Annotated in this window: 20 protein-coding genes; 15 read left to right on the top strand and 5 right to left on the bottom strand. The window is 66.6% G+C overall.

Annotation, left to right across the window (positions count from 1 at the left end; all coding sequences use genetic code 11):
- Positions 1-61 precede the first annotated feature (61 nt).
- Together OB2597_RS04835 and OB2597_RS04830 are read right to left on the bottom strand one after the other, a co-directional pair.
- Entirely contained in the window at positions 62-289 is a 228-nt protein-coding gene (locus OB2597_RS04835; protein ID WP_009804401.1) for a DUF2842 domain-containing protein, read from the bottom strand.
- 29 nt (positions 290-318) lie between these two features.
- On the bottom strand, positions 319-1611 hold the full coding sequence (locus tag OB2597_RS04830; protein ID WP_009804400.1) for an adenylosuccinate synthase: 1293 nt from the start codon (positions 1609-1611) through the stop codon (positions 319-321).
- Positions 1612-1943: 332 nt separating this feature from the next.
- Here OB2597_RS04830 and OB2597_RS04825 point away from each other — a divergent pair, with 332 nt between their 5' ends.
- From OB2597_RS04825 to OB2597_RS04815, 3 genes are all read left to right on the top strand, one after another.
- On the top strand, positions 1944-2339 hold the full coding sequence (locus tag OB2597_RS04825; protein WP_009804399.1) for a DUF6524 family protein: 396 nt from the start codon (positions 1944-1946) through the stop codon (positions 2337-2339).
- A gap of 124 nt (positions 2340-2463) precedes the next feature.
- Positions 2464-2832 carry a preprotein translocase subunit SecG gene (gene secG, locus OB2597_RS04820; protein WP_009804398.1) on the top strand — a complete coding sequence of 123 codons (369 nt, stop codon included), beginning with the start codon at positions 2464-2466 and terminating at the stop codon, positions 2830-2832.
- A gap of 173 nt (positions 2833-3005) precedes the next feature.
- Positions 3006-4649 carry a CTP synthase gene (locus OB2597_RS04815; protein ID WP_009804397.1) on the top strand — a complete coding sequence of 548 codons (1644 nt, stop codon included), beginning with the start codon at positions 3006-3008 and terminating at the stop codon, positions 4647-4649.
- A 9-nt stretch (positions 4650-4658) separates the two neighbouring features.
- Here OB2597_RS04815 and OB2597_RS04810 read toward each other — a convergent pair whose 3' ends face one another.
- Positions 4659-5441 carry a MipA/OmpV family protein gene (locus OB2597_RS04810; protein WP_009804396.1) on the bottom strand — a complete coding sequence of 261 codons (783 nt, stop codon included), beginning with the start codon at positions 5439-5441 and terminating at the stop codon, positions 4659-4661.
- A gap of 219 nt (positions 5442-5660) precedes the next feature.
- Entirely contained in the window at positions 5661-5987 is a 327-nt protein-coding gene (locus OB2597_RS04805) for a hypothetical protein (RefSeq protein ID WP_040609121.1), read from the bottom strand.
- Positions 5988-6089: 102 nt separating this feature from the next.
- On the opposite strand from OB2597_RS04805, the gene OB2597_RS04800 reads away from it, so the two are divergent.
- Both OB2597_RS04800 and ppk2 read left to right on the top strand, forming a co-directional pair.
- The gene (locus tag OB2597_RS04800) at positions 6090-6605 is read left to right on the top strand and encodes a DUF421 domain-containing protein (RefSeq protein ID WP_009804394.1); all 516 of its coding nucleotides are present in this window, start codon (positions 6090-6092) and stop codon (positions 6603-6605) included.
- A gap of 81 nt (positions 6606-6686) precedes the next feature.
- Complete coding sequence (ppk2, locus tag OB2597_RS04795; RefSeq protein WP_009804393.1) at positions 6687-7604, top strand: polyphosphate kinase 2; 918 nt, start codon at positions 6687-6689, stop codon at positions 7602-7604.
- Positions 7605-7606: 2 nt separating this feature from the next.
- Here the strand turns inward: ppk2 and OB2597_RS04790 are convergent, their stop codons facing one another.
- Positions 7607-8113 carry a hypothetical protein gene (locus OB2597_RS04790; protein WP_148234678.1) on the bottom strand — a complete coding sequence of 169 codons (507 nt, stop codon included), beginning with the start codon at positions 8111-8113 and terminating at the stop codon, positions 7607-7609.
- 251 nt (positions 8114-8364) lie between these two features.
- Here OB2597_RS04790 and OB2597_RS04785 point away from each other — a divergent pair, with 251 nt between their 5' ends.
- The 10 genes from OB2597_RS04785 (at position 8365) to OB2597_RS04740 (ending at position 17973) form a co-directional block, all read left to right on the top strand.
- Complete coding sequence (locus tag OB2597_RS04785) at positions 8365-8802, top strand: tellurite resistance TerB family protein (protein ID WP_009804391.1); 438 nt, start codon at positions 8365-8367, stop codon at positions 8800-8802.
- A complete protein-coding gene (locus OB2597_RS04780) occupies positions 8799-9551 on the top strand; it encodes a phosphate/phosphite/phosphonate ABC transporter substrate-binding protein (protein ID WP_009804390.1) in 753 nt (250 codons plus the stop codon). The genes OB2597_RS04785 and OB2597_RS04780 overlap by 4 nt, the downstream gene beginning before the upstream one ends.
- Before the next feature lie 103 nt (positions 9552-9654).
- Positions 9655-10428, top strand: a complete 774-nt coding sequence (locus OB2597_RS04775) for an ABC transporter ATP-binding protein (protein ID WP_040609119.1) — start codon at positions 9655-9657, stop codon at positions 10426-10428.
- Between the two features lie 170 nt (positions 10429-10598).
- Positions 10599-11333 carry a transporter substrate-binding domain-containing protein gene (locus OB2597_RS04770; protein ID WP_009804388.1) on the top strand — a complete coding sequence of 245 codons (735 nt, stop codon included), beginning with the start codon at positions 10599-10601 and terminating at the stop codon, positions 11331-11333.
- Positions 11334-11383: 50 nt separating this feature from the next.
- Complete coding sequence (locus OB2597_RS04765) at positions 11384-12259, top strand: ABC transporter permease (RefSeq protein ID WP_009804387.1); 876 nt, start codon at positions 11384-11386, stop codon at positions 12257-12259.
- A complete protein-coding gene (locus tag OB2597_RS04760; RefSeq protein ID WP_009804386.1) occupies positions 12256-13095 on the top strand; it encodes an ABC transporter permease subunit in 840 nt (279 codons plus the stop codon). The genes OB2597_RS04765 and OB2597_RS04760 overlap by 4 nt, the downstream gene beginning before the upstream one ends.
- Before the next feature lie 3 nt (positions 13096-13098).
- Positions 13099-14415, top strand: a complete 1317-nt coding sequence (locus OB2597_RS04755) for a glutamine synthetase family protein (RefSeq protein ID WP_009804385.1) — start codon at positions 13099-13101, stop codon at positions 14413-14415.
- A gap of 102 nt (positions 14416-14517) precedes the next feature.
- Positions 14518-15195, top strand: a complete 678-nt coding sequence (locus tag OB2597_RS04750) for a type 1 glutamine amidotransferase (protein ID WP_009804384.1) — start codon at positions 14518-14520, stop codon at positions 15193-15195.
- Positions 15192-16553 carry a glutamine synthetase family protein gene (locus tag OB2597_RS04745; protein ID WP_009804383.1) on the top strand — a complete coding sequence of 454 codons (1362 nt, stop codon included), beginning with the start codon at positions 15192-15194 and terminating at the stop codon, positions 16551-16553. Before OB2597_RS04750 ends, OB2597_RS04745 begins: the two co-directional genes overlap by 4 nt.
- 115 nt (positions 16554-16668) lie before the next feature.
- Positions 16669-17973, top strand: coding sequence for an NAD(P)/FAD-dependent oxidoreductase (locus OB2597_RS04740; RefSeq protein ID WP_009804382.1), 1305 nt, complete (start codon positions 16669-16671; stop codon positions 17971-17973).
- Positions 17974-17980 lie beyond the last annotated feature (7 nt).

Below are 17980 nucleotides of genomic sequence, written 5' to 3'. Positions count from 1 at the left end.
AAACGTTTCCGGTTGCGATGCGGCATCTGAACCGGGATCGCCGGAAAAGGCAATCGGGTCGTCAGGCCGGGCCGTCGTCCTCCGGCCCGGCCTGCCCCACGCCCTTGAAGACGAACTTGAACGGCAGGGCCCAGAGCATGCCGAGCACGACATAGATCAGAAGCTCGACCAGGATCGAGGGCCGGTCGAACCACGAAACCACCGTGACCGCCAGCACGATGTACACGGGCAGCCCGATGAGCAGGATGACCAGCGACCAGCGCCGCTTTGCCTTGTGACTGAGTGCCAAGTGAACCTCGCTTGTCTGCGCCGCGCCCGTCAGTCCGCGAAGGGATCGGTGACCAGGATCGTATCGTCCCGCTCGGGGCTCGTGGAAAGTAGGGCCACGGGACATTCGATCAACTCTTCGACCCGGCGCACGTACTTGATCGCATTGGCCGGCAGGTCGGCCCAGCTGCGCGCGCCTTCGGTCGACTCCGACCAGCCGGGAAGCTCCTCGTAGATCGGCGTGCAGCGGGCCTGCTGGTCGGCGGCCGTGGGCAGATAGTCGAGCCGGGTTCCGTCCAGGTCGTAGCCCACGCAGATCTTCAGCGTCTCGAAGCCGTCGAGCACGTCCAGCTTGGTCAGGGCGATGCCGTTCATCCCGCTCGTCGTGCAGGTCTGCCGCAGGAGCGCGGCATCGAACCAGCCGCAGCGCCGCTTGCGGCCTGTCGTGGTGCCGAACTCATGTCCGCGCTGGCCCAGCCGTTCGCCATCGGCATCGTCCAGCTCGGTCGGAAAGGGCCCCTCGCCGACGCGTGTGGTATAGGCCTTGACGATGCCGAGGACGAAATCGACCGCGCCCGGGCCGATCCCGGTGCCGGTGGCCGCCTGGCCCGCGATGACGTTCGACGAGGTCACATAAGGATAGGTGCCGAAATCTATATCGAGCAAGCTGCCCTGCGCCCCTTCGAAAAGGATCCGCTTCCCCGCCTTGCGCTTCTCGTTCATCACCTTCCAGACGGGGGCCGCATAGGGCAGGATTTCCGGTGCGATCTCCTTCAGTTTCGCGATCAGCCCATCCCGGTCCACCGGCTCGAGCCCCAGGCCATGGCGCAGCGCGTTGTGATGCACCAGCAGACGGTCGACCCGCGTCGCCAGGGTGGCGTCGTCGGCCAGGTCCGCCACGCGGACCACCCGGCGGCCTACCTTGTCCTCGTAGGCCGGGCCGATCCCGCGCCCGGTCGTGCCGATCTTGGCCACCGAATTCTGGGCCTCGCGCCCGCGGTCCAGTTCGCCGTGGATCGGCAGGATCAGCGGCGTGTTCTCGGCGATCATCAGCGTCTCGGGGGTGATCTCGACGCCCTGGGCGCGGATCGTCGCGATCTCCTCGACAAGGTGCCAGGGGTCCAGCACCACGCCATTGCCGATCACCGACAGCTTGCCGCCGCGCACCACGCCCGAGGGCAGCGCGTGCAGCTTGTAGACCTCGCCTTCGATGACCAGCGTATGGCCGGCGTTGTGGCCGCCCTGAAAGCGGACCACCACGTCGGCGCGCTCGGACAGCCAGTCGACGATCTTGCCCTTGCCCTCATCGCCCCACTGGGCGCCGACAACGACGACATTGGCCATGGCTCATTCCTCCGGCTCGGGTCCAAACGGCGCCCTTGTACCCAAAGCCCCGGGGGACCGAAACAGGATTTTCCGCGTCCGTGCTTCTTTGGTCCCGAAAGTATCCTGGGGGGAGTCGCCCGCAGGGCGGCGGGGGGCAAAGCCCCCCTTTCACAACCCGCGGAACTCCTCCGCGCGTCAAGCCCCCGGGTCGTCCCACTCTTCTTGCGTGACATGGCCATGCCCCTCTGCCCCCCAAATCCAGACCGTCGGCGCCCGTTCGAAGCCCCTCGGACTGGACAGGAGGGCGGGCATGGGCCAAGCCTCGGGACAGGGCAAGGGGGAGAGCTGACATGGGGTTCGTGCTGCGTTGGATGATCGCCTTCGCGCTGATCGCGCTGACCTACAACCCGACACGATGGAACTATTCCGCCTGGGTCGGCCGCAACTGGCCCGACCAGATGCCGCTGGCCGTGCTGCTCGGCCTGCTGCTTTTCGTGGGATACGTGATCTACCTGCGGGCGACGCTCCGCTCGATCGGTCCGTTCGGCATGGGGCTCGTCATCGCCGTCTTCGGGGCTCTGGTCTGGGTGCTGGTGGATTTCGGCGTGGTGAGCCTGGACAACCCCGGACTCAACACCTGGCTCGGCATCTTCGCGCTGTCCCTGGTCCTCGGCATCGGCCTGAGCTGGAGCATCGTACGGCGCAGGCTGTCGGGCCAGGCCGATGTGGACGACGTCGAGGACTAAGCGCCCGGTCGGGTCCCGGGGCCGGCCAAAGCCCTTGCAGCCCCGGGTCGAACGTCCTATCTAGCCGCGAAACGCCCGCCGGGCCCTGCCCGGTGCCGGCCCCCCGACCTATAGGCCCGCTGTCATGGAAAACGTCGTTCTCATCATCCACCTCTTTCTGGCGCTCGCGCTGATCGGCGTTGTCCTGCTCCAGAAGTCCGAGGGCGGCGGGCTCGGCATGGGCGGTGGCGGGGGCGGCGCGATGTCGGGCCGCGCTGCCGCGACCGCGCTTGGCAAGGTGACCTGGATTCTCGCGGCGGCCTTCATCGGCACCTCCATCGCGCTGACGATCATCGCGGCGGACAAGTCGACCGGCGCCTCGGTACTGGACCGCCTCGCCCCGACCGGTGCGGTCCCGCAGGAGATGGAAGAGGTCCCCGCCCTGCCCGACGGCGGGTCGCTTCTGCCCCCGGCGCCGAGCACCGGCGGCGACCTGACACCCTCGGCGGACTGATCCACCACCCCTTGAGGCGCGTCCGGCGCGTCTCACATCATCTTGCGGCACGGATGGACAGTCCGGTCCGAATCTGTTAGAGCTTAAATCCCGTGATGATGCGGTCTTTCGGGACGCGTTCTGACCATCCTTGCGCATGAGTCGCACCAGAATTTCACGGGAGCCCACGAGCAATGGCGCGGTATATCTTCATCACGGGCGGCGTCGTGTCGTCCCTCGGAAAAGGGCTGGCCTCGGCCGCCCTCGGCGCATTGCTCCAGGCCCGCGGCTACTCCGTCCGCCTGCGCAAGCTCGACCCCTATCTCAACGTCGATCCCGGCACGATGTCGCCCTTCGAACACGGCGAGGTCTTCGTGACCGACGACGGGGCCGAAACCGACCTGGACCTCGGGCATTACGAACGCTTCACGGGTGTCGCGGCGCGAATGACGGATTCCGTCTCCTCGGGGCGCATCTATTCGAACGTGCTCGAAAAGGAACGCCGGGGCGACTATCTGGGCAAGACGATCCAGGTGATCCCGCACGTCACCAACGAGATCAAGGATTTCATCAACGTCGGCGACGACGAGGTCGATTTCATGCTCTGCGAGATCGGCGGCACCGTCGGCGATATCGAGGGGCTGCCCTTCTTCGAGGCGATCCGCCAGTTCAGCCAGGACAAGCCCCGGGGGCAGTGCATCTTCATGCACCTGACGCTGCTGCCCTGGCTGGCGGCGAGCGGCGAACTCAAGACCAAGCCCACGCAGCACTCGGTCAAGGAACTGCGGTCCATCGGGCTTCAGCCGGACATCCTTGTCTGCCGGTCGGAACAGCCGATCCCCGACAAGGAACGCGACAAGCTGGCGCTTTTCTGCAACGTGCGGCCCGAGGCGGTGATCGCGGCCTATGATCTCAAGTCGATCTACGAGGCGCCGCTGGCCTATCACCGCGAGGGGCTGGACCAGGCGGTTCTGGACGCCTTCCAGATCGCGCCGGCGCCGCGCCCCGACCTGAGGGTGTGGCAGGACGTCTATGACCGGATCCACAATACCGACGGCTCGGTGAACGTGGCGGTGGTGGGCAAGTACACGCAGCTCGAGGACGCCTACAAGTCGATCAAGGAAGCGCTGATCCACGGCGGGATGGCCAACCGGATCAAGGTGAACGTCCAATGGGTCGACGCCGAGGTGTTCGAGAACAAGGACGCGGCCCCCTACCTCGAAGGCTATCATGCAATCCTCGTCCCCGGCGGCTTCGGCGAACGCGGAACCGAGGGCAAGATCAAGGCGGCCGAATTCGCGCGGACGCGCAACATCCCCTACCTCGGGATATGCCTGGGGATGCAGATGGCCGTGATCGAGGCCGCCCGCAACCTCGCCGGGCTCGACAAGGCCGGTTCGGAAGAGTTCGACCACGAGGCCGGACAGAAGCGGTTCGAGCCGGTGGTCTATCACCTCAAGGAATGGGTGCAGGGCAATCACGCGGTGAAACGCAAGGTCGACGACGACAAGGGCGGGACGATGCGACTGGGCGCCTATACCGCGTCGCTGGCCGAGGGGTCGAAAGTCTCCGAGGTCTACGGCGCGACCGCGATCGAGGAACGGCATCGCCATCGCTACGAGGTCGACGTGGCGTATCGTGACAAGCTGGAGGAGTGTGGGTTGTGGTTCTCGGGCATGTCCCCGGACGGCCGCCTGCCCGAAATCGTCGAAGTCCGGGGCCATCCCTGGTTCATCGGCGTGCAGTTCCACCCCGAGCTGAAGTCGAAACCCTTCGACCCGCATCCCCTGTTCAAGGATTTCGTCCGCGCGGCGAAAGAGGTGTCGCGGCTGGTCTGATCCCGCGCGTCACCAGTCGATGCTGAAGCGGCGGGTCACACCAAGGCGGATTTTCCACTGGTCGCGGCTGCCCTGGGCGACGATGGGCGAGGCTTCGGCGTCTCCGATGAAGCGGCTCCAGGTGACGGCGCCGTCGATCGCCCAGTTGTCGTCGAGTCGGTAGGTCGCACCGATCTCGATCCCGGCCGAGAGCGCACCACCCGAGGGGTCGTAGGCGGCGAGGCCCGAGGCCGCGGATTCGGCCGGCGTCACGCCGAAATAGGTCCGGGCATAGTCGTCGTCGCCTAGGAAGATACGCGGCCCGGCCCGCAGCCTGAGCCGCGGTTCCGGCTGGAAGACCGCATCGACACCGGCTTCGGCCACCCAGGACTCGTGCCCGATGACGCCATAGCGCGCGTCGAGGAACGCCTCCAGGAATTCGGTCCGGTACCCGACGCCCAGGCCCACCTCGACACTGCGATCGACCGGCTCGAGCCCGGCGAGTTCGGGGTAGTTCAGCGGGTTGCGGGCCGAGATGTACCGGAACGAGCCGCGGAGACCGAATCCGAGGCGGCGGGCATCGGGATCGGGAGAGCCGAATTCGAAGCCTCCGAGACGCAGGTACTGCACGGAAAAGCTGGCGTCGGGACCGAGTTCGTAGCCGCTGGAGCCGAAGTAGCTGGGCGAGACCGCCGCGCCGCCGCGCAGCGTGAACACAAGGTCGGGCTGCGCCCCGGTGACCGGCCTCGGCGCCTCCTGCGCGGCTGCGGCGACGGGAAGAGCAAGGAGCGAGGCGAGGCAGATACGGAGCATGGTCGGTTCCTGTCGGACACGGTTCGGGTCGTGCGCCGCGGCGGCGGATGGCGGCGGCGCTTCTGTAGGCAAACGGATCGCAGGCGGAAAAAGTTCAGTATTTGTTTCCGACGCATGACAGGATGATCCCGTTTCGCACACGGTCGGTCATGGCAGCCCTCGCCCCCGGGTGGGTTTCTGTCGGTGGCTCAGTCCGCCGGGCGGGTTTCTATCGGTGGCTCAGTCCTCACCGGACGCGGTCGGCAGGTCCAGCGCCCCGCGCAGGCGCGCGTTCTCCTCCTCTACCGCCTCGAGCCGGTCCGCCTGTTCGACCAGGGCCTCCCGCAGCGCAGCAAGGTCCTCGCGCAGTGCGGCGACATCGGCCGACAGGGCCCGGCGGTCGGCGCGCAGGGTGTTCAGTTCGGTCGCAAGCCTCGAAACCTCGCGGCTCACCATGCGGGAGGTCATGATCGCATCCCGCGCACACTGGGACGGATCGAAACAGGTCTGCGCCACGGCCGGCGGCGGCAGGAGAGCGAATAGAAGAGCGGTGGCGATGACACGCATGGCGTGACCTCCGGAGGTGATGGCGCGGCCAAGAGATAGCCCGCCGCGACCGCAGGTCACGCGCGGCGGGAACCGGTTCCGTCCATCGGCCATTGTTCCCCCATGACCGAAGATATCATCTTTCAGGGCTGGTCGGGCGTGATGCGCGTGCTGATCGTCGGCAGCCTCGCCTACGCCTATCTGATCGTGCTGCTCCGGGTGTCGGGCAAGCGGACGCTCGCCAAGCTGAACGCCTTCGACCTCGTGGTGACCGTCGCGATCGGTTCGACCCTGGCCACGATCCTGCTGTCCAACTCGGTGGCGCTGATTGAGGGGATCACGGCCCTGACGCTCCTGGCGGTGCTGCAATTCTGCATGGCCTGGCTTTCGGTCCGGTCCCGCTGGTTCGCGCGGGCCGTGCGGTCCGAGCCGACGCTGCTCCTGCGCGACGGACAGCTTTGCCACGACGCGATGCGCCGCGTCCGGGTAACCGAAGAGGAGTTGATGACAGTGCTGCGCGCCAACGGCCACAGCGCGCGGCCGGATCAGGCCGCGGCCATCATTCTCGAAAGCGACGGGTCGTTTTCGGTCCTCGGCGCGGGAGAAACATCGCGCCCGGCCCGGAAAGCCGCTATGTGATTGTCACATTCGCCTGATTAACTGCGCGCGAATTCCGACACCTGCCGGTGCCGGACCCCTTGCCCTGTCCAGGAGGATTTCATGTCGCCCGACAATTACCAGGAGGCCGAAGACTGGCTTGAATCCGAGCTGCGCGACTCGATGGACGAGGAAGTGGAACTCGAGATGGAAGATGCCATCCTGTCGATGAAGATCCGCGAGATCTATCGCAAGGCGCATGGCGAGACGATCCCGCGGGCCGATTACTTCCGGTCCCTGCTGCGGCTGCAGGCCGAGCTGATCAAACTTCAGGACTGGGTGGTGCACAACAACGAGAAGGTCGTCGTGATCTTCGAAGGCCGCGACAGTGCCGGCAAGGGTGGGGTGATCAAGCGGATCACGCAGCGCCTGAACCCCCGCGTCGTGCGCACGGTCGCCCTGCCCGCGCCCTCGGACCGTGAAAAGAGCCAGTGGTATTTCCAGCGCTACGTTCCGCACCTTCCCGCCGGCGGCGAGATCGTCCTGTTCGACCGCTCGTGGTACAACCGCGCCGGGGTCGAGCGGGTGATGGGCTTTGCCGATGACGACCAGGTCGAACAGTTCTTCCAGGACGTGCCGGAATTCGAGCGGATGCTGGTCCGGTCGGGCATCCGGCTGGTGAAGTACTGGTTCTCGATAACGGACGAGGAACAGCAGATGCGGTTCCTGATCCGCATCCATGACCCGCTCAAGCAGTGGAAGCTGTCACCGATGGACCTGCAGTCCCGCATCCGCTGGGAGGATTACACCCGCGCCAAGGAAGAGATGTTCGACCGCACGAACATCCCCGAGGCGCCCTGGTACATCGTGCCCGGCAACGACAAGAAGCGGGCCCGGCTGAACTGCATCGACCACCTGCTCACGCTGTTCCCCTACGAGGAGATCGAGAGCGAGCCGGTCGTGCTCCCCGAGCGGGTGTACAACAGCGATTACGAACGGCACGTCCTCCCTCCGGAGTTGTACGTGCCGTCCAAGTACTAGCGTCAGGCGCGGTTCGACACGAACAGAGGCGAGAAGATCCCCTGGATGAAGCCGGGCCGCGGGCCGACCCGGCCACCGGTCACCCGTTCGCGCCTTTCGGCGATCAGCGGCGCGACGATCTTGTCGTTGAGCACCCACCTGCCGCGGCGGCCGATCTCGACATCCTGTTCCTGCCGGCAAAGCCAGTCGCGGACCTGCGCCTGATCCTCGATCTTGCGCGCGGCGATCGGGATGTAGAAACCGCAGTTGATCCTCTGGCACAGCACGTCGATCACCGAGCAGCGATCCTGGAGGTCCTTCGGATACGCGTTGCGCGGCAACAGGTTGAGGCGTCCGGGATCGAACGCGAAGAACAGTGTCAGGGCTGTTCCGAGATCGAGTTCCTGTCGCGCCGCAATCCACCGCAGCACGGCGACGTCGGTCTTCATCGGTTCGATTCGCCGGATGAAGCTGCAAAGCATCTCCGGTTTCAGTTTCTTCAGCATGGAGATTTGGCGGTCAGGCGCCATTCCCATCCAGTCTTTCTGCACAATCGCAAGCATTTGCCCGGCCTTCCCAGTTCGGGATTATCTTTTTTTGTTCCCACGGCATGATGCCGATATTGGAAACGTTACATCCGAATGCGGCGAAACTTTGACGGCACAACCTTTACGGTACGACAAGATAAACATTTGCGATTTTGATTTTATGAAAAAGGTCAATTCTCACCACCTGCGGTGGAGATATTGGCTCATCGCCGTGATCCCGCTATATCGCAGGGATGTTTGCAGATTTCCTTTCGCGGCTGGTCCGCCCCGATCCCGCGCCGCTCGACGAACTCGATGCGCGGCTTGCCCTGACGGCCCTGCTGGTCCGGGCCGCCCAAAGCGACGGCCGTTTCGATTCCGACGAACGCGACGTGATCCGGCGGATCGTGCAGGACCGCTACCGCCTCGACCCCTGGGCCGCGGGGCAGTTGCTCGCGGAAGCCGAGCAACTTGAGGGCGAGGCGCCCGACACCGTCCGCTTTACCCGCGCGATCAAGGAATCGGTGGCCTACGAGGACCGGCTGGGGGTGATCGAGGCGCTGTGGCGCGTGGTTCTCGCCGATGGTCAGCGCGACCCCGAGGAAGACGCGCTGCTGCGCCTGACCGCGTCGCTGCTGGGGGTGAGCGATCAGGACAGCAACGCCGCGCGGCTCCGGGTCGCGCGGGGATGATCGCCTCGCTGCCGATGTACGACCGGCCGGAGACGGCCGGGGCGAACGATCGGTTCTGGGATGGCGTGCGCGAACACCTCGCAGAACGCGGCATCGCGGCGCCGGAACGGCTGAGCCGGGGCGAGGATCTCTGGTCCTGCTGGGAAAACCCCGATCTGTTCCTGTCGCAGACCTGCGGCCTGCCCTATCGCAGCCGCCTGCACGGCAAGGTCCGGATCGTCGGAACGCCCGATTACCGGCTGGAGGGCTGTCCCCCGGGGCATTACGCCTCGTGGATGATCGTCCGCGCCGACGACGACCGGACCGAGCCGCACCACTGGCGGGAGAAGCGCTTCGTCTTCAACGAGGCACGGTCGCAATCCGGCTGGGCCGGTCCGCTGGCCCACGCCCTCCGGCTTGGGTCCGGCTTCGCGTCGATGCGGGAAAGCGGATCTCATGTCGCCTCGGCCCGGGCGGTGGCCGAGGGCGAGGCCGACATCGCCGGCATCGACGCGCAAACCTGGCGCATGATCGAGGCCTGCGACCCCTGGGCGGATCGTCTGAGGCGCATCGGAACCACGCCACCGACGCCCGGCCTGCCGTTCATCACGGGGCCGCACACGCCGCCCGAGACCGTCGCGGCCCTGCGTGCGGCGATCGGCGCGGCCATCGCCGCGCTCTCCGCGGGGGACCGGGCGGTGCTGCATCTGCATGACATCGTGACCATCGACGCGGCGGATTACCTGGCGGTGCCGACGCCGCAGGCATAGGTCTCGCGGTCCTGCATTCCGCGCCGTCATATCGGTCGCGACGGTTGCATTCGGGGCGTTTGTACGTCCTATTTGGCGGACCCCGATCCGGAGACGCCCCGCCTTGCCACACTCACCCGTCATCGAAATCCGCGACTTGCACAAGAGTTACGGCGCGCTGGAGGTCCTCAAGGGCGTCTCGCTGACCGCGCGGCGGGGGGATGTCGTGTCCCTCATCGGGTCGTCCGGCTCGGGCAAGTCCACGCTGCTGCGCTGCGCCAACCTGCTCGAGGACAGCCAGGAGGGCGAGATCCTGTTCAAGGGCGAGGCCGTGCACTGGCGCGGTTCGGGACTGGGCCGACGGCCGGGGGACGCAAAGCAGGTGCTGCGGATCCGCACGAACCTGTCGATGGTGTTCCAGCAGTTCAACCTGTGGTCCCACATGACGATTCTGCAGAACGTCATGGAGGCGCCCGTGACGGTGCTGGGCCGCGACCGCGCCGAGGTCGAGGAAAAAGCGCGCGGCTATCTGGCCAAGGTGGGCATCGGCGACAAGGCGGACGCCTGGCCGGCGCAGCTCTCGGGCGGGCAGCAGCAGCGGGCGGCCATCGCACGGGCGCTCTGCATGGAACCCGAAGCGCTGCTCTTCGACGAACCGACCTCGGCGCTGGACCCCGAACTCGAGCAGGAGGTGGTGAAGGTGATCAAGGACCTCGCGGCCGAAGGGCGCACCATGCTGCTGGTCACCCACGACATGCGGCTGGCGGCGGACGTCTCGGACGAGGTGGTGTTCCTGCATCGGGGGCTGATCGAGGAACAGGGCGCGCCGGACGCGCTTTTCGGCTCTCCGGGTTCGGAGCGGCTGCGACAGTTTCTGTCGGCGACCACCTCGGCGTGACACCGCGCGGGGGGCGGCATGTCCTGCCTGTTTTGCCGTCTGACGCATCGTAAAGGGGCGGCTTGCGCAAAAATAAGGCGAAAGCCTCTTGTCTTGGCCGTTTTTGTTGCCAAGGCTGTCGCACCATGAGCGGCGAGACAGCCGCAAGAACAACCGGGAGTACCGAATACATGAAGACACTGATGATGACCGCCGCCTTCGCGCTGTCCGCCGGCATGGTCACGGCAGAGAGCCACTCGATGACTGTCCGCCTCGGCACGGAAGGCGCCTATCCTCCGTTCAACATCATCGACGACAACGGCGAAGTGGCCGGGTTCGAACGCGAGGTCGGAGACGAACTCTGCGCGCGGGCCGAACTGACCTGCGAATGGGTGACCAACGACTGGGATTCGATCATTCCAAACCTCGTCTCGGGCAACTACGACGTGATCATCGCCGGCATGTCGATCACCGACGAACGCGACGAAGTCATCGATTTCACGCAGAACTACTTTCCGCCCGCGACCTCGTCCTATCTCGCGATGAGCGAAGACGCCGATGTGGAAGGCGGCGTGGTGGCCGGGCAGACGGCGACGATCCAGGCCGCGCATGTGGCCGAGAGCGGCGCCACGCTGATCGAGTTCGCGACGCCGGACGAAACCATCGCGGCCGTGCAGAACGGCGAGGCCGACGCGGTCTTTGCCGATACCGACTTTCTCAAGCCCTTCGTCGAGGAATCGGACGGCGAGTTCATGTTCGTGGGCGAGCCGGTGCAACTCGGCAAGGGCATCGGGCTCGGCCTGCGCGAAAGCGATACCGAGCTGAAGGAAAAGTTCAACGCGGCGATCTCCTCGATGAAGGAGGACGGGTCGCTCAACGAACTGCTGGTCAAGTATTTCGGCGAAGATACGCAGACTTACGAATGACACGGGCCGGCGGGGTCCGCGAGGCCCCGCCCCTTTTCTAGCACGACAAGATGTTCGCGTACTGCGCCGATCCCGATAGCCTCGAAGGCCTGCGCTGGTTTGCCTGTTACCTGACCACGGGCAAGCACATGCTGTTCTATCAGAGCTTCGGCTTCGTGATCGTGCTGATGCTGATCACCGCGCCGATCGCGCTCGGCGTGGGGTTCGCGGGGGCGCTGGCCTCCCGCTCGCATGTGGCGCCGCTGCGCTGGCTGGGGACGGGCTATACCTCGCTCGTGCGGGGGGTGCCGGACATCGCATTCTTTCTCTTCATGCCGCTCGCGCTCGATCAGGGGCTGGAATGGCTGCGGCACAAGGCCAAGTGCCCGGACTGGGACGGCCCGATCCGGCAGGGCAGCGACTTTGTCGTCTGCGCCGAGGCCAAGCTGCCCCTGTCCTCGTCTCCGCAATGGGTGCATGAGTACTACGGCATCGTCCTGGGCATCGCCGCCTTCGCCTTCGTCTTCGGGGCCTTCGCGGCCTTCGTCCTGGCGGGCGCGATGAATGCCGTGCCCAAGGCGCAGATGGAAACGGCGGAAGCCTACGGCATGACCCGCCGGCAGGCGACCTGGCGGGTGCTCGTGCCGCAGATGTGGATCTATGCCCTGCCCGGCCTGTCGAACCTGTGGATGATCCTGATCAAGGCGACCCCGCTTCTCTTCCTGCTCGGGATCGAGGACGTGGTCTACTGGGCGCGGGAGCTGGGGGGGCGCAAGACCTCGGCCTATGACTATCCGCATGGCGACTGGCGGCTGTGGTACTTCCTGGGGCTGCTGGTCTTCTACCTGCTGCTGACCAGGATCTCCGAGATCGGCTTTGCCCGCCTCGCCCGCCGGCTGTCGCGCGGCCAGGCAACCCTGGCGGGCGCCGAGGGGGCACGGGCATGAGCTGTCTTCAGACCATCGCGGATTACGGGCTGCGGTCGATCGGCATCGGCGAACGGCTGCTGCCGCGCTCGGATTTCACGCTCTGCCAGCAGTTCACCCTGATCGGGTCGGGCCTGATCTGGAACATCTACTTCGCGGTCTTCGCCCTGGTGCTCGGGTTCGGGCTGTCGCTGGCACTGGCCTTGGCGCGGAACGCGGCCACGCCGGTGCTGAGCAAGCCCGCGCAGTGGTTCATCTTTGTCTTCCGCGGCTCGCCCCTCTTCATCCAGTTCTTCCTGTTCTACGAGGCGTTCACGCTGCTGCCCAAGAACGGGATCGACCTGAACCTCGGCTTCGTCGAGATCACCGCCGGCACCCGCTGGCTGACCCGCGCGGGCGCCGGGGCGCTGATCGTGCTGTTCCTCAATACCTCGGCCTATGCGGGCGAGATCTTCTATGGCGCGCTGCGATCCGTGCCGAAGGGCGATCTGGAGGCGGCGGATGCCTACGGTTTCTCGGGCTGGAAGAAATTCCGGCGCATCACCTTTCCGACGATGCTGCGGTTGGCCTGGCCCGCCTATACGAACGAGTCGATCTTTCTGACACATGCGACCACGCTGGTGTTCTTCTCGTCTTTTCCGGCTTGGCAGCAGAAGGGTGACGCGCTCTATTACGCCAACTATTTCGCGGACAAGACGTTCAATCCCTTCGTGCCCTATCCGATCCTCGCCTTCTACTTCATCCTGCTGAGCCTCGCGATCATCCTGTTCTACGGACGGGTCTACCGGCACCTGAACCGGTACCTGCCGCAGGAGAGGCGGCCGCGGCTTCGGGTCCGGCCCCAGATGGTGCGCTGAGCCATGAGCCTTGGACATGTGCGGACCTTCCGCGTCGCCGCCGCCGACCTGAACGGCCAGATGCGGGGCAAGCGGCTGCCCCGGTCGGCCTTCGACAAGCTGGCCGAGGGATCGGTCCGGATGCCGCTTTCGGTGCAGAACGTCGATATCTGGGGGGCGGACATCAAGGACAGCCCGCTGGTCTTCGACAGCGGCGATGCGGACGGGGTGCTCTTGCCGACGGACCGAGGGCCGGTGCCGATGCCCTGGCTCGACACGCCTTCGGCGCTGGTCCCGATGGAGATGTACGACGACCGCGGCACGCCCTTTCCCGGCGACCCCCGCCATGCGCTGAAATCGGTGCTCGAGCGGTATGCCATGCATGGCTGGACGGTGCGGGCGGGCATCGAGATGGAGTTCTACCTGGTGGACGACAGCGGCGCGGCCCTGCTCCCGCCCGAGAACCCTCAGTCCGGCCGCCCGCTCCAGGCCAACGCGATCCTGTCGCTGCGCCAGCTCGACGCCTTCGACGCTTTCCTGTCCGCGGTCTACGAGGCCTGCGACGACATGGAGATCCCGGCCCAGTCGACCATTTCCGAGGCCGGGCTTGGGCAGTTCGAGATCGACCTCGACCACCGCGAGGCGCTGCGCGCTGCCGATGACGCCTGGCTCTTCAAGGCCCTGATCAAGGGGATGGCGCGCAAGCACGGCATGGCCGGCACCTTCATGGCCAAGCCGCTGGAGAACGAGGCCGGCTCTGGCATGCACGTGCATTTCTCGATCCTCGACCGGCAGGGGCGGAACATCTTCGATGATGGCGGCCCCGAGGGCACGATCCTGCTGCATCACGCGGTGGCGGGCTGTCTCGAGGGTCTCGCCCCCTCGACGCTGGTCTTCGCGCCGCACGGGCCCTCCTACGACCGTTTCGTACCGGGCGCCCATGCGCCGACCGGCGCGGCCTGGGCCTACGAGAACCGCACCGCCGCGCTGCGGATCCCCGGCGGGTCCAATGCGGCCCGCCGGATCGAGCACCGCGTCGCGGGTGGCGACAACAATCCCTATCTCGCGCTGGCGGCGATCCTCGGGGCGGCGCTGATCGGGCTGGAGGACGGGCTCGTTCCGCCGCCGCCCATCTCGGGCAACGCCTATGACATGGACCTGCCGCAGATGCATGGCGACTGGCTGACGGCGATCGAGGCCTTTGAACGGGACCCGCTGATCGAACGGATTTTCCCCGGTCAGCTGATACGCAATTTCGCGCTGACCAAACGGCAGGAAATGGCCCGCATCTCCGAGGTGCCGCCCGAGCAGCACTGGCACACCTATCTCGAGACCGTGTGATCCGCGCCCGGCGGCTCGCGACACGGCCCCGGCGGCGTTCCCGCCCTTGCCGCCGCCCCGCGCCTCAATTACGGTCTGCGCGAACCAAGCATCTGGTGTTTCATGCTGATCGGCATTCTGCAATGCGGCCATTTCCCCGACGAGCTGTTGGGGGAGACAGGCGATTATGACGCGATCTACGAGCGTTTTCTTCATGATCAGGGCTTCGACTTCGCCCACTACCCGGTGGTCGACGGGGTCTTTCCGGAGGGTCCCGAGGCCTGCGACGGCTGGCTCATCTCGGGCTCGAAGCACGGCGCCTACGAAGACCATCCATGGATCCCCCCGCTGGAAGAGCTGATCCGCGCCATCCACGATGCCGGACGGCCGCTGGTGGGCATCTGCTTCGGGCACCAGATCATCGCCCAGGCGCTCGGCGGCAAGGTCGAGAAGTTTCCCGGCGGCTGGTCCGCCGGCCGCAAGATCTATCACTTCGCCGACGGCGACCGGGCGCTCAACGCCTGGCACCAGGACCAGATCACCGATCTGCCCCCGGGCGCGGTCCGGCTTGCCTCGTCCGACATCTGCGTCAACGCCGCCCTCGCCTATGACGACCGCATCTATTCGATCCAGCCGCATCCCGAGTTCGGACCGGTCGAGATGAAGGGGCTGATCCGCGTCCGCGGCTCGCTCCTGCCCGATCACGTTCGCGCCGCCGCCGAGGCCGGTCTCGAGGCGCCCGTCGCCAACGAGGCCGAGGCCGACCGCATCGCCGCCTTCTTCCGGAAGGCCGGCGCATGAGCGACGACTGGACCACGCAGATCCCGGCGGCCGCGCAGGCCTATCTGGAAAACCGCCGCCTCGACGAGGTGGAGTGCATCATCTCGGACCTGCCGGGCATCGCCCGCGGGAAGGCCGTGCCGGCTTCCAAGTTCGCGCGCCAGCAGTTCTTCCATCTGCCCAATTCGATCTTCTTCCAGACCATCACCGGCGACTGGGGCGAAGCCGCCGGCGACGAGGGCTTCATCGAGCCCGACATGACCCTGCGCCCCGATCTCTCCACCACCAGCGCCGCGCCCTGGACCGGCGACTGGACGCTGCAGGTGATCCACGACGCCTACGACCGCAAGGGTAATCCGATCCCGTTCTCGCCCCGCAACGTGCTGAAACGGGTGGTCAGCCTCTACGAGGCGCAGGGCTGGAAACCGGTGGTCGCGCCCGAGATGGAATTCTATCTCATCGCGCGCAATCTCGACCCGGCCAAGCCGATCCTGCCGATGACCGGCCGCTCGGGGCGGCCCGCCGCCGCGCGCCAGGCCTATTCCATGACCGCCGTGGACGAATTCGGCCCGGTGATCGACGACATCTACGACTTTGCCGAGGCGCAGGGGTTCGAGATCGACGGCATCACCCAGGAGGGCGGGGCCGGCCAGCTCGAGATCAACCTGCGCCACGGCAACCCGGTCAAGCTGGCGGACGAAGTCTTCTATTTCAAGCGTCTGATCCGCGAGGCCGCGCTGCGCCACGACTGCTTCGCCACCTTCATGGCCAAGCCGATCGGGGACGAGCCCGGCAGCGCCATGCATATCCACCACTCGATCCTCGATCTCGAGACCGGGCGGAACATCTTCACCGGCCCCCAGGGCGGCGAGACGGACGCCTTCTACAGCTTCATCGGCGGGCTGCAGCACCACCTGCCGCAGGTGATCCCGCTGCTGGCACCCTACGTCAACAGCTACCGCCGCTACGTCAAGGATCACGCCGCGCCGATCAACCTCGAATGGGGTCGCGACAACCGGACCACGGGCATCCGGGTGCCGATCTCCGACCCCGCCGCGCGCCGGGTCGAGAACCGGGTGGCGGGGATGGACTGCAACCCCTATCTCGGAATCGCCGCCTCGCTCGCGGCGGGCTATCTCGGCCTGATGCGCGAGGAACGGGCCGAAAAGCAGTTCCGCGGCGACGCCTACGAAGGCGAAGGCGACTTTCCCCGCACCCTGGGCGAGGCCCTGAACGAAATGGAAGAGGCGACCGGCATCGCCGAAGTCCTGGGCGAGGAATTCCTGCGCGTCTACTCCATCGTGAAACGCACGGAATACGAGGAATTCCTCGGCGTCATCAGCCCATGGGAGCGGGAACACCTCCTGCTCAACGTCTGATGCCCTCGCCGCCCGCTCCGAACTCCGGGACAGCGCGCCGCCCCCCTGCTTCTTTGGTCCGGAAAATATCCTCGCCGAAGGCATCGCCCGCAGGGCGATCCCCCGCGCCCGCGCCATGAACCTGCTCCACGCCAACGACCGCGCGGGCCGGTATCCTCCCAGCTACTACGCCGCGACCGCCCCCCTGCCCGACGAGGCTCCCGCGCTTCGGGGCCGCCATCGCGCCGACCTCTGCGTGATTGGCGGCGGCTACACGGGGCTTTCGGCCGCGCTGCATGCGGCCGAGGCCGGGCTGTCGGTCATCCTGCTCGAGGCGCAGCGCCTCGGGTTCGGCGCCTCGGGGCGCAACGGCGGGCAGCTCGGGTCGGGCCAGCGGCAGGACCAGATGGCATTGGAGAAGATGGTCGGGCTCGAGGACGCGCGGCTCTTCTGGCAGCTCGGCGAAGAGGCCAAGGCCTTCACCAAGTCGCTGATCGCGAAGCACGATATCGACGCCGCTCTGAAACCCGGCATCGCCTGGACCGGGGTCAGCAAGGGCGACGTGCATCACCTGCACGACTATGCGGCGCATCTGAACGCGCGCTACGACTATCCGCATGTCCATATCCCGGACGAGGCGGAGTTCCGGCGCATCATCCCCTCGCCCGCCTATGCCGGCGGCGTGATCGACCGGGACGCGGCGCATCTGCATCCGCTGAAATACGCGCTCGGCCTGGCCCGTGCCGCGCGGGCGGCGGGGGTGCGGATATACGAGCGGTCCGAGGTCCGGCGCCTCGACCACGGCGCCCCCGCCCGCGTGCGGACCGGCTCGGGCCATGTCGAGGCCGATCACGTGATCCTGGCCTGCAACGGCTATCTGGGATCGCTCGACCGGAGGGTGGCGGCCCGCGTGATGCCGATCAACAATTACGTGATCGCGACCGAACCGCTCGGCGACGCGGCGGCGCGCGTGCTGGGCGAGGATATCGCCGTCGCCGACAGCAAGTTCGTGGTGAACTACTACCGGCTCTCCGAGGACAGGCGCCTGATCTTCGGCGGCGGCGAAAGCTATGGCTACAGGTTCCCCCGCGACATCGCCGCCAAGGTCCGCAAGCCGCTGTCCGAGATCTATCCGCATCTGCGCGATGTGCGCATCGATTATGCCTGGGGCGGAACTCTGGCCATCACCATGAAACGGCTGCCCTTTTTTGCGCGGCCGGCTACCAATGTCCTGTCGGCCTCGGGCTATTCGGGCCACGGCGTGGGAACGGCCACCCATGCGGGCTGGCTGATGGCCCGGGCGATCCGGGGGCAGGCCGAGGGATTCGACGCGATGGCGCGGCTTCCGGTCCTGCCCTTTCCCGGCGGCCCCGCCCTGCGGACACCGCTTCTGGCGGCGGCGATGTCCTGGTTCGCGCTGCGCGACCGCCTGGGGGTGTGACCGCGCC

Origin of the sequence: Pseudooceanicola batsensis HTCC2597, from assembly GCF_000152725.1 — a bacterium.
Classification (GTDB): Bacteria; Pseudomonadota; Alphaproteobacteria; order Rhodobacterales; family Rhodobacteraceae; genus Pseudooceanicola; species Pseudooceanicola batsensis.
Note: the sequence above shows the minus strand (reverse complement) of the source record. Positions and strands in the feature narration are given on the sequence as shown.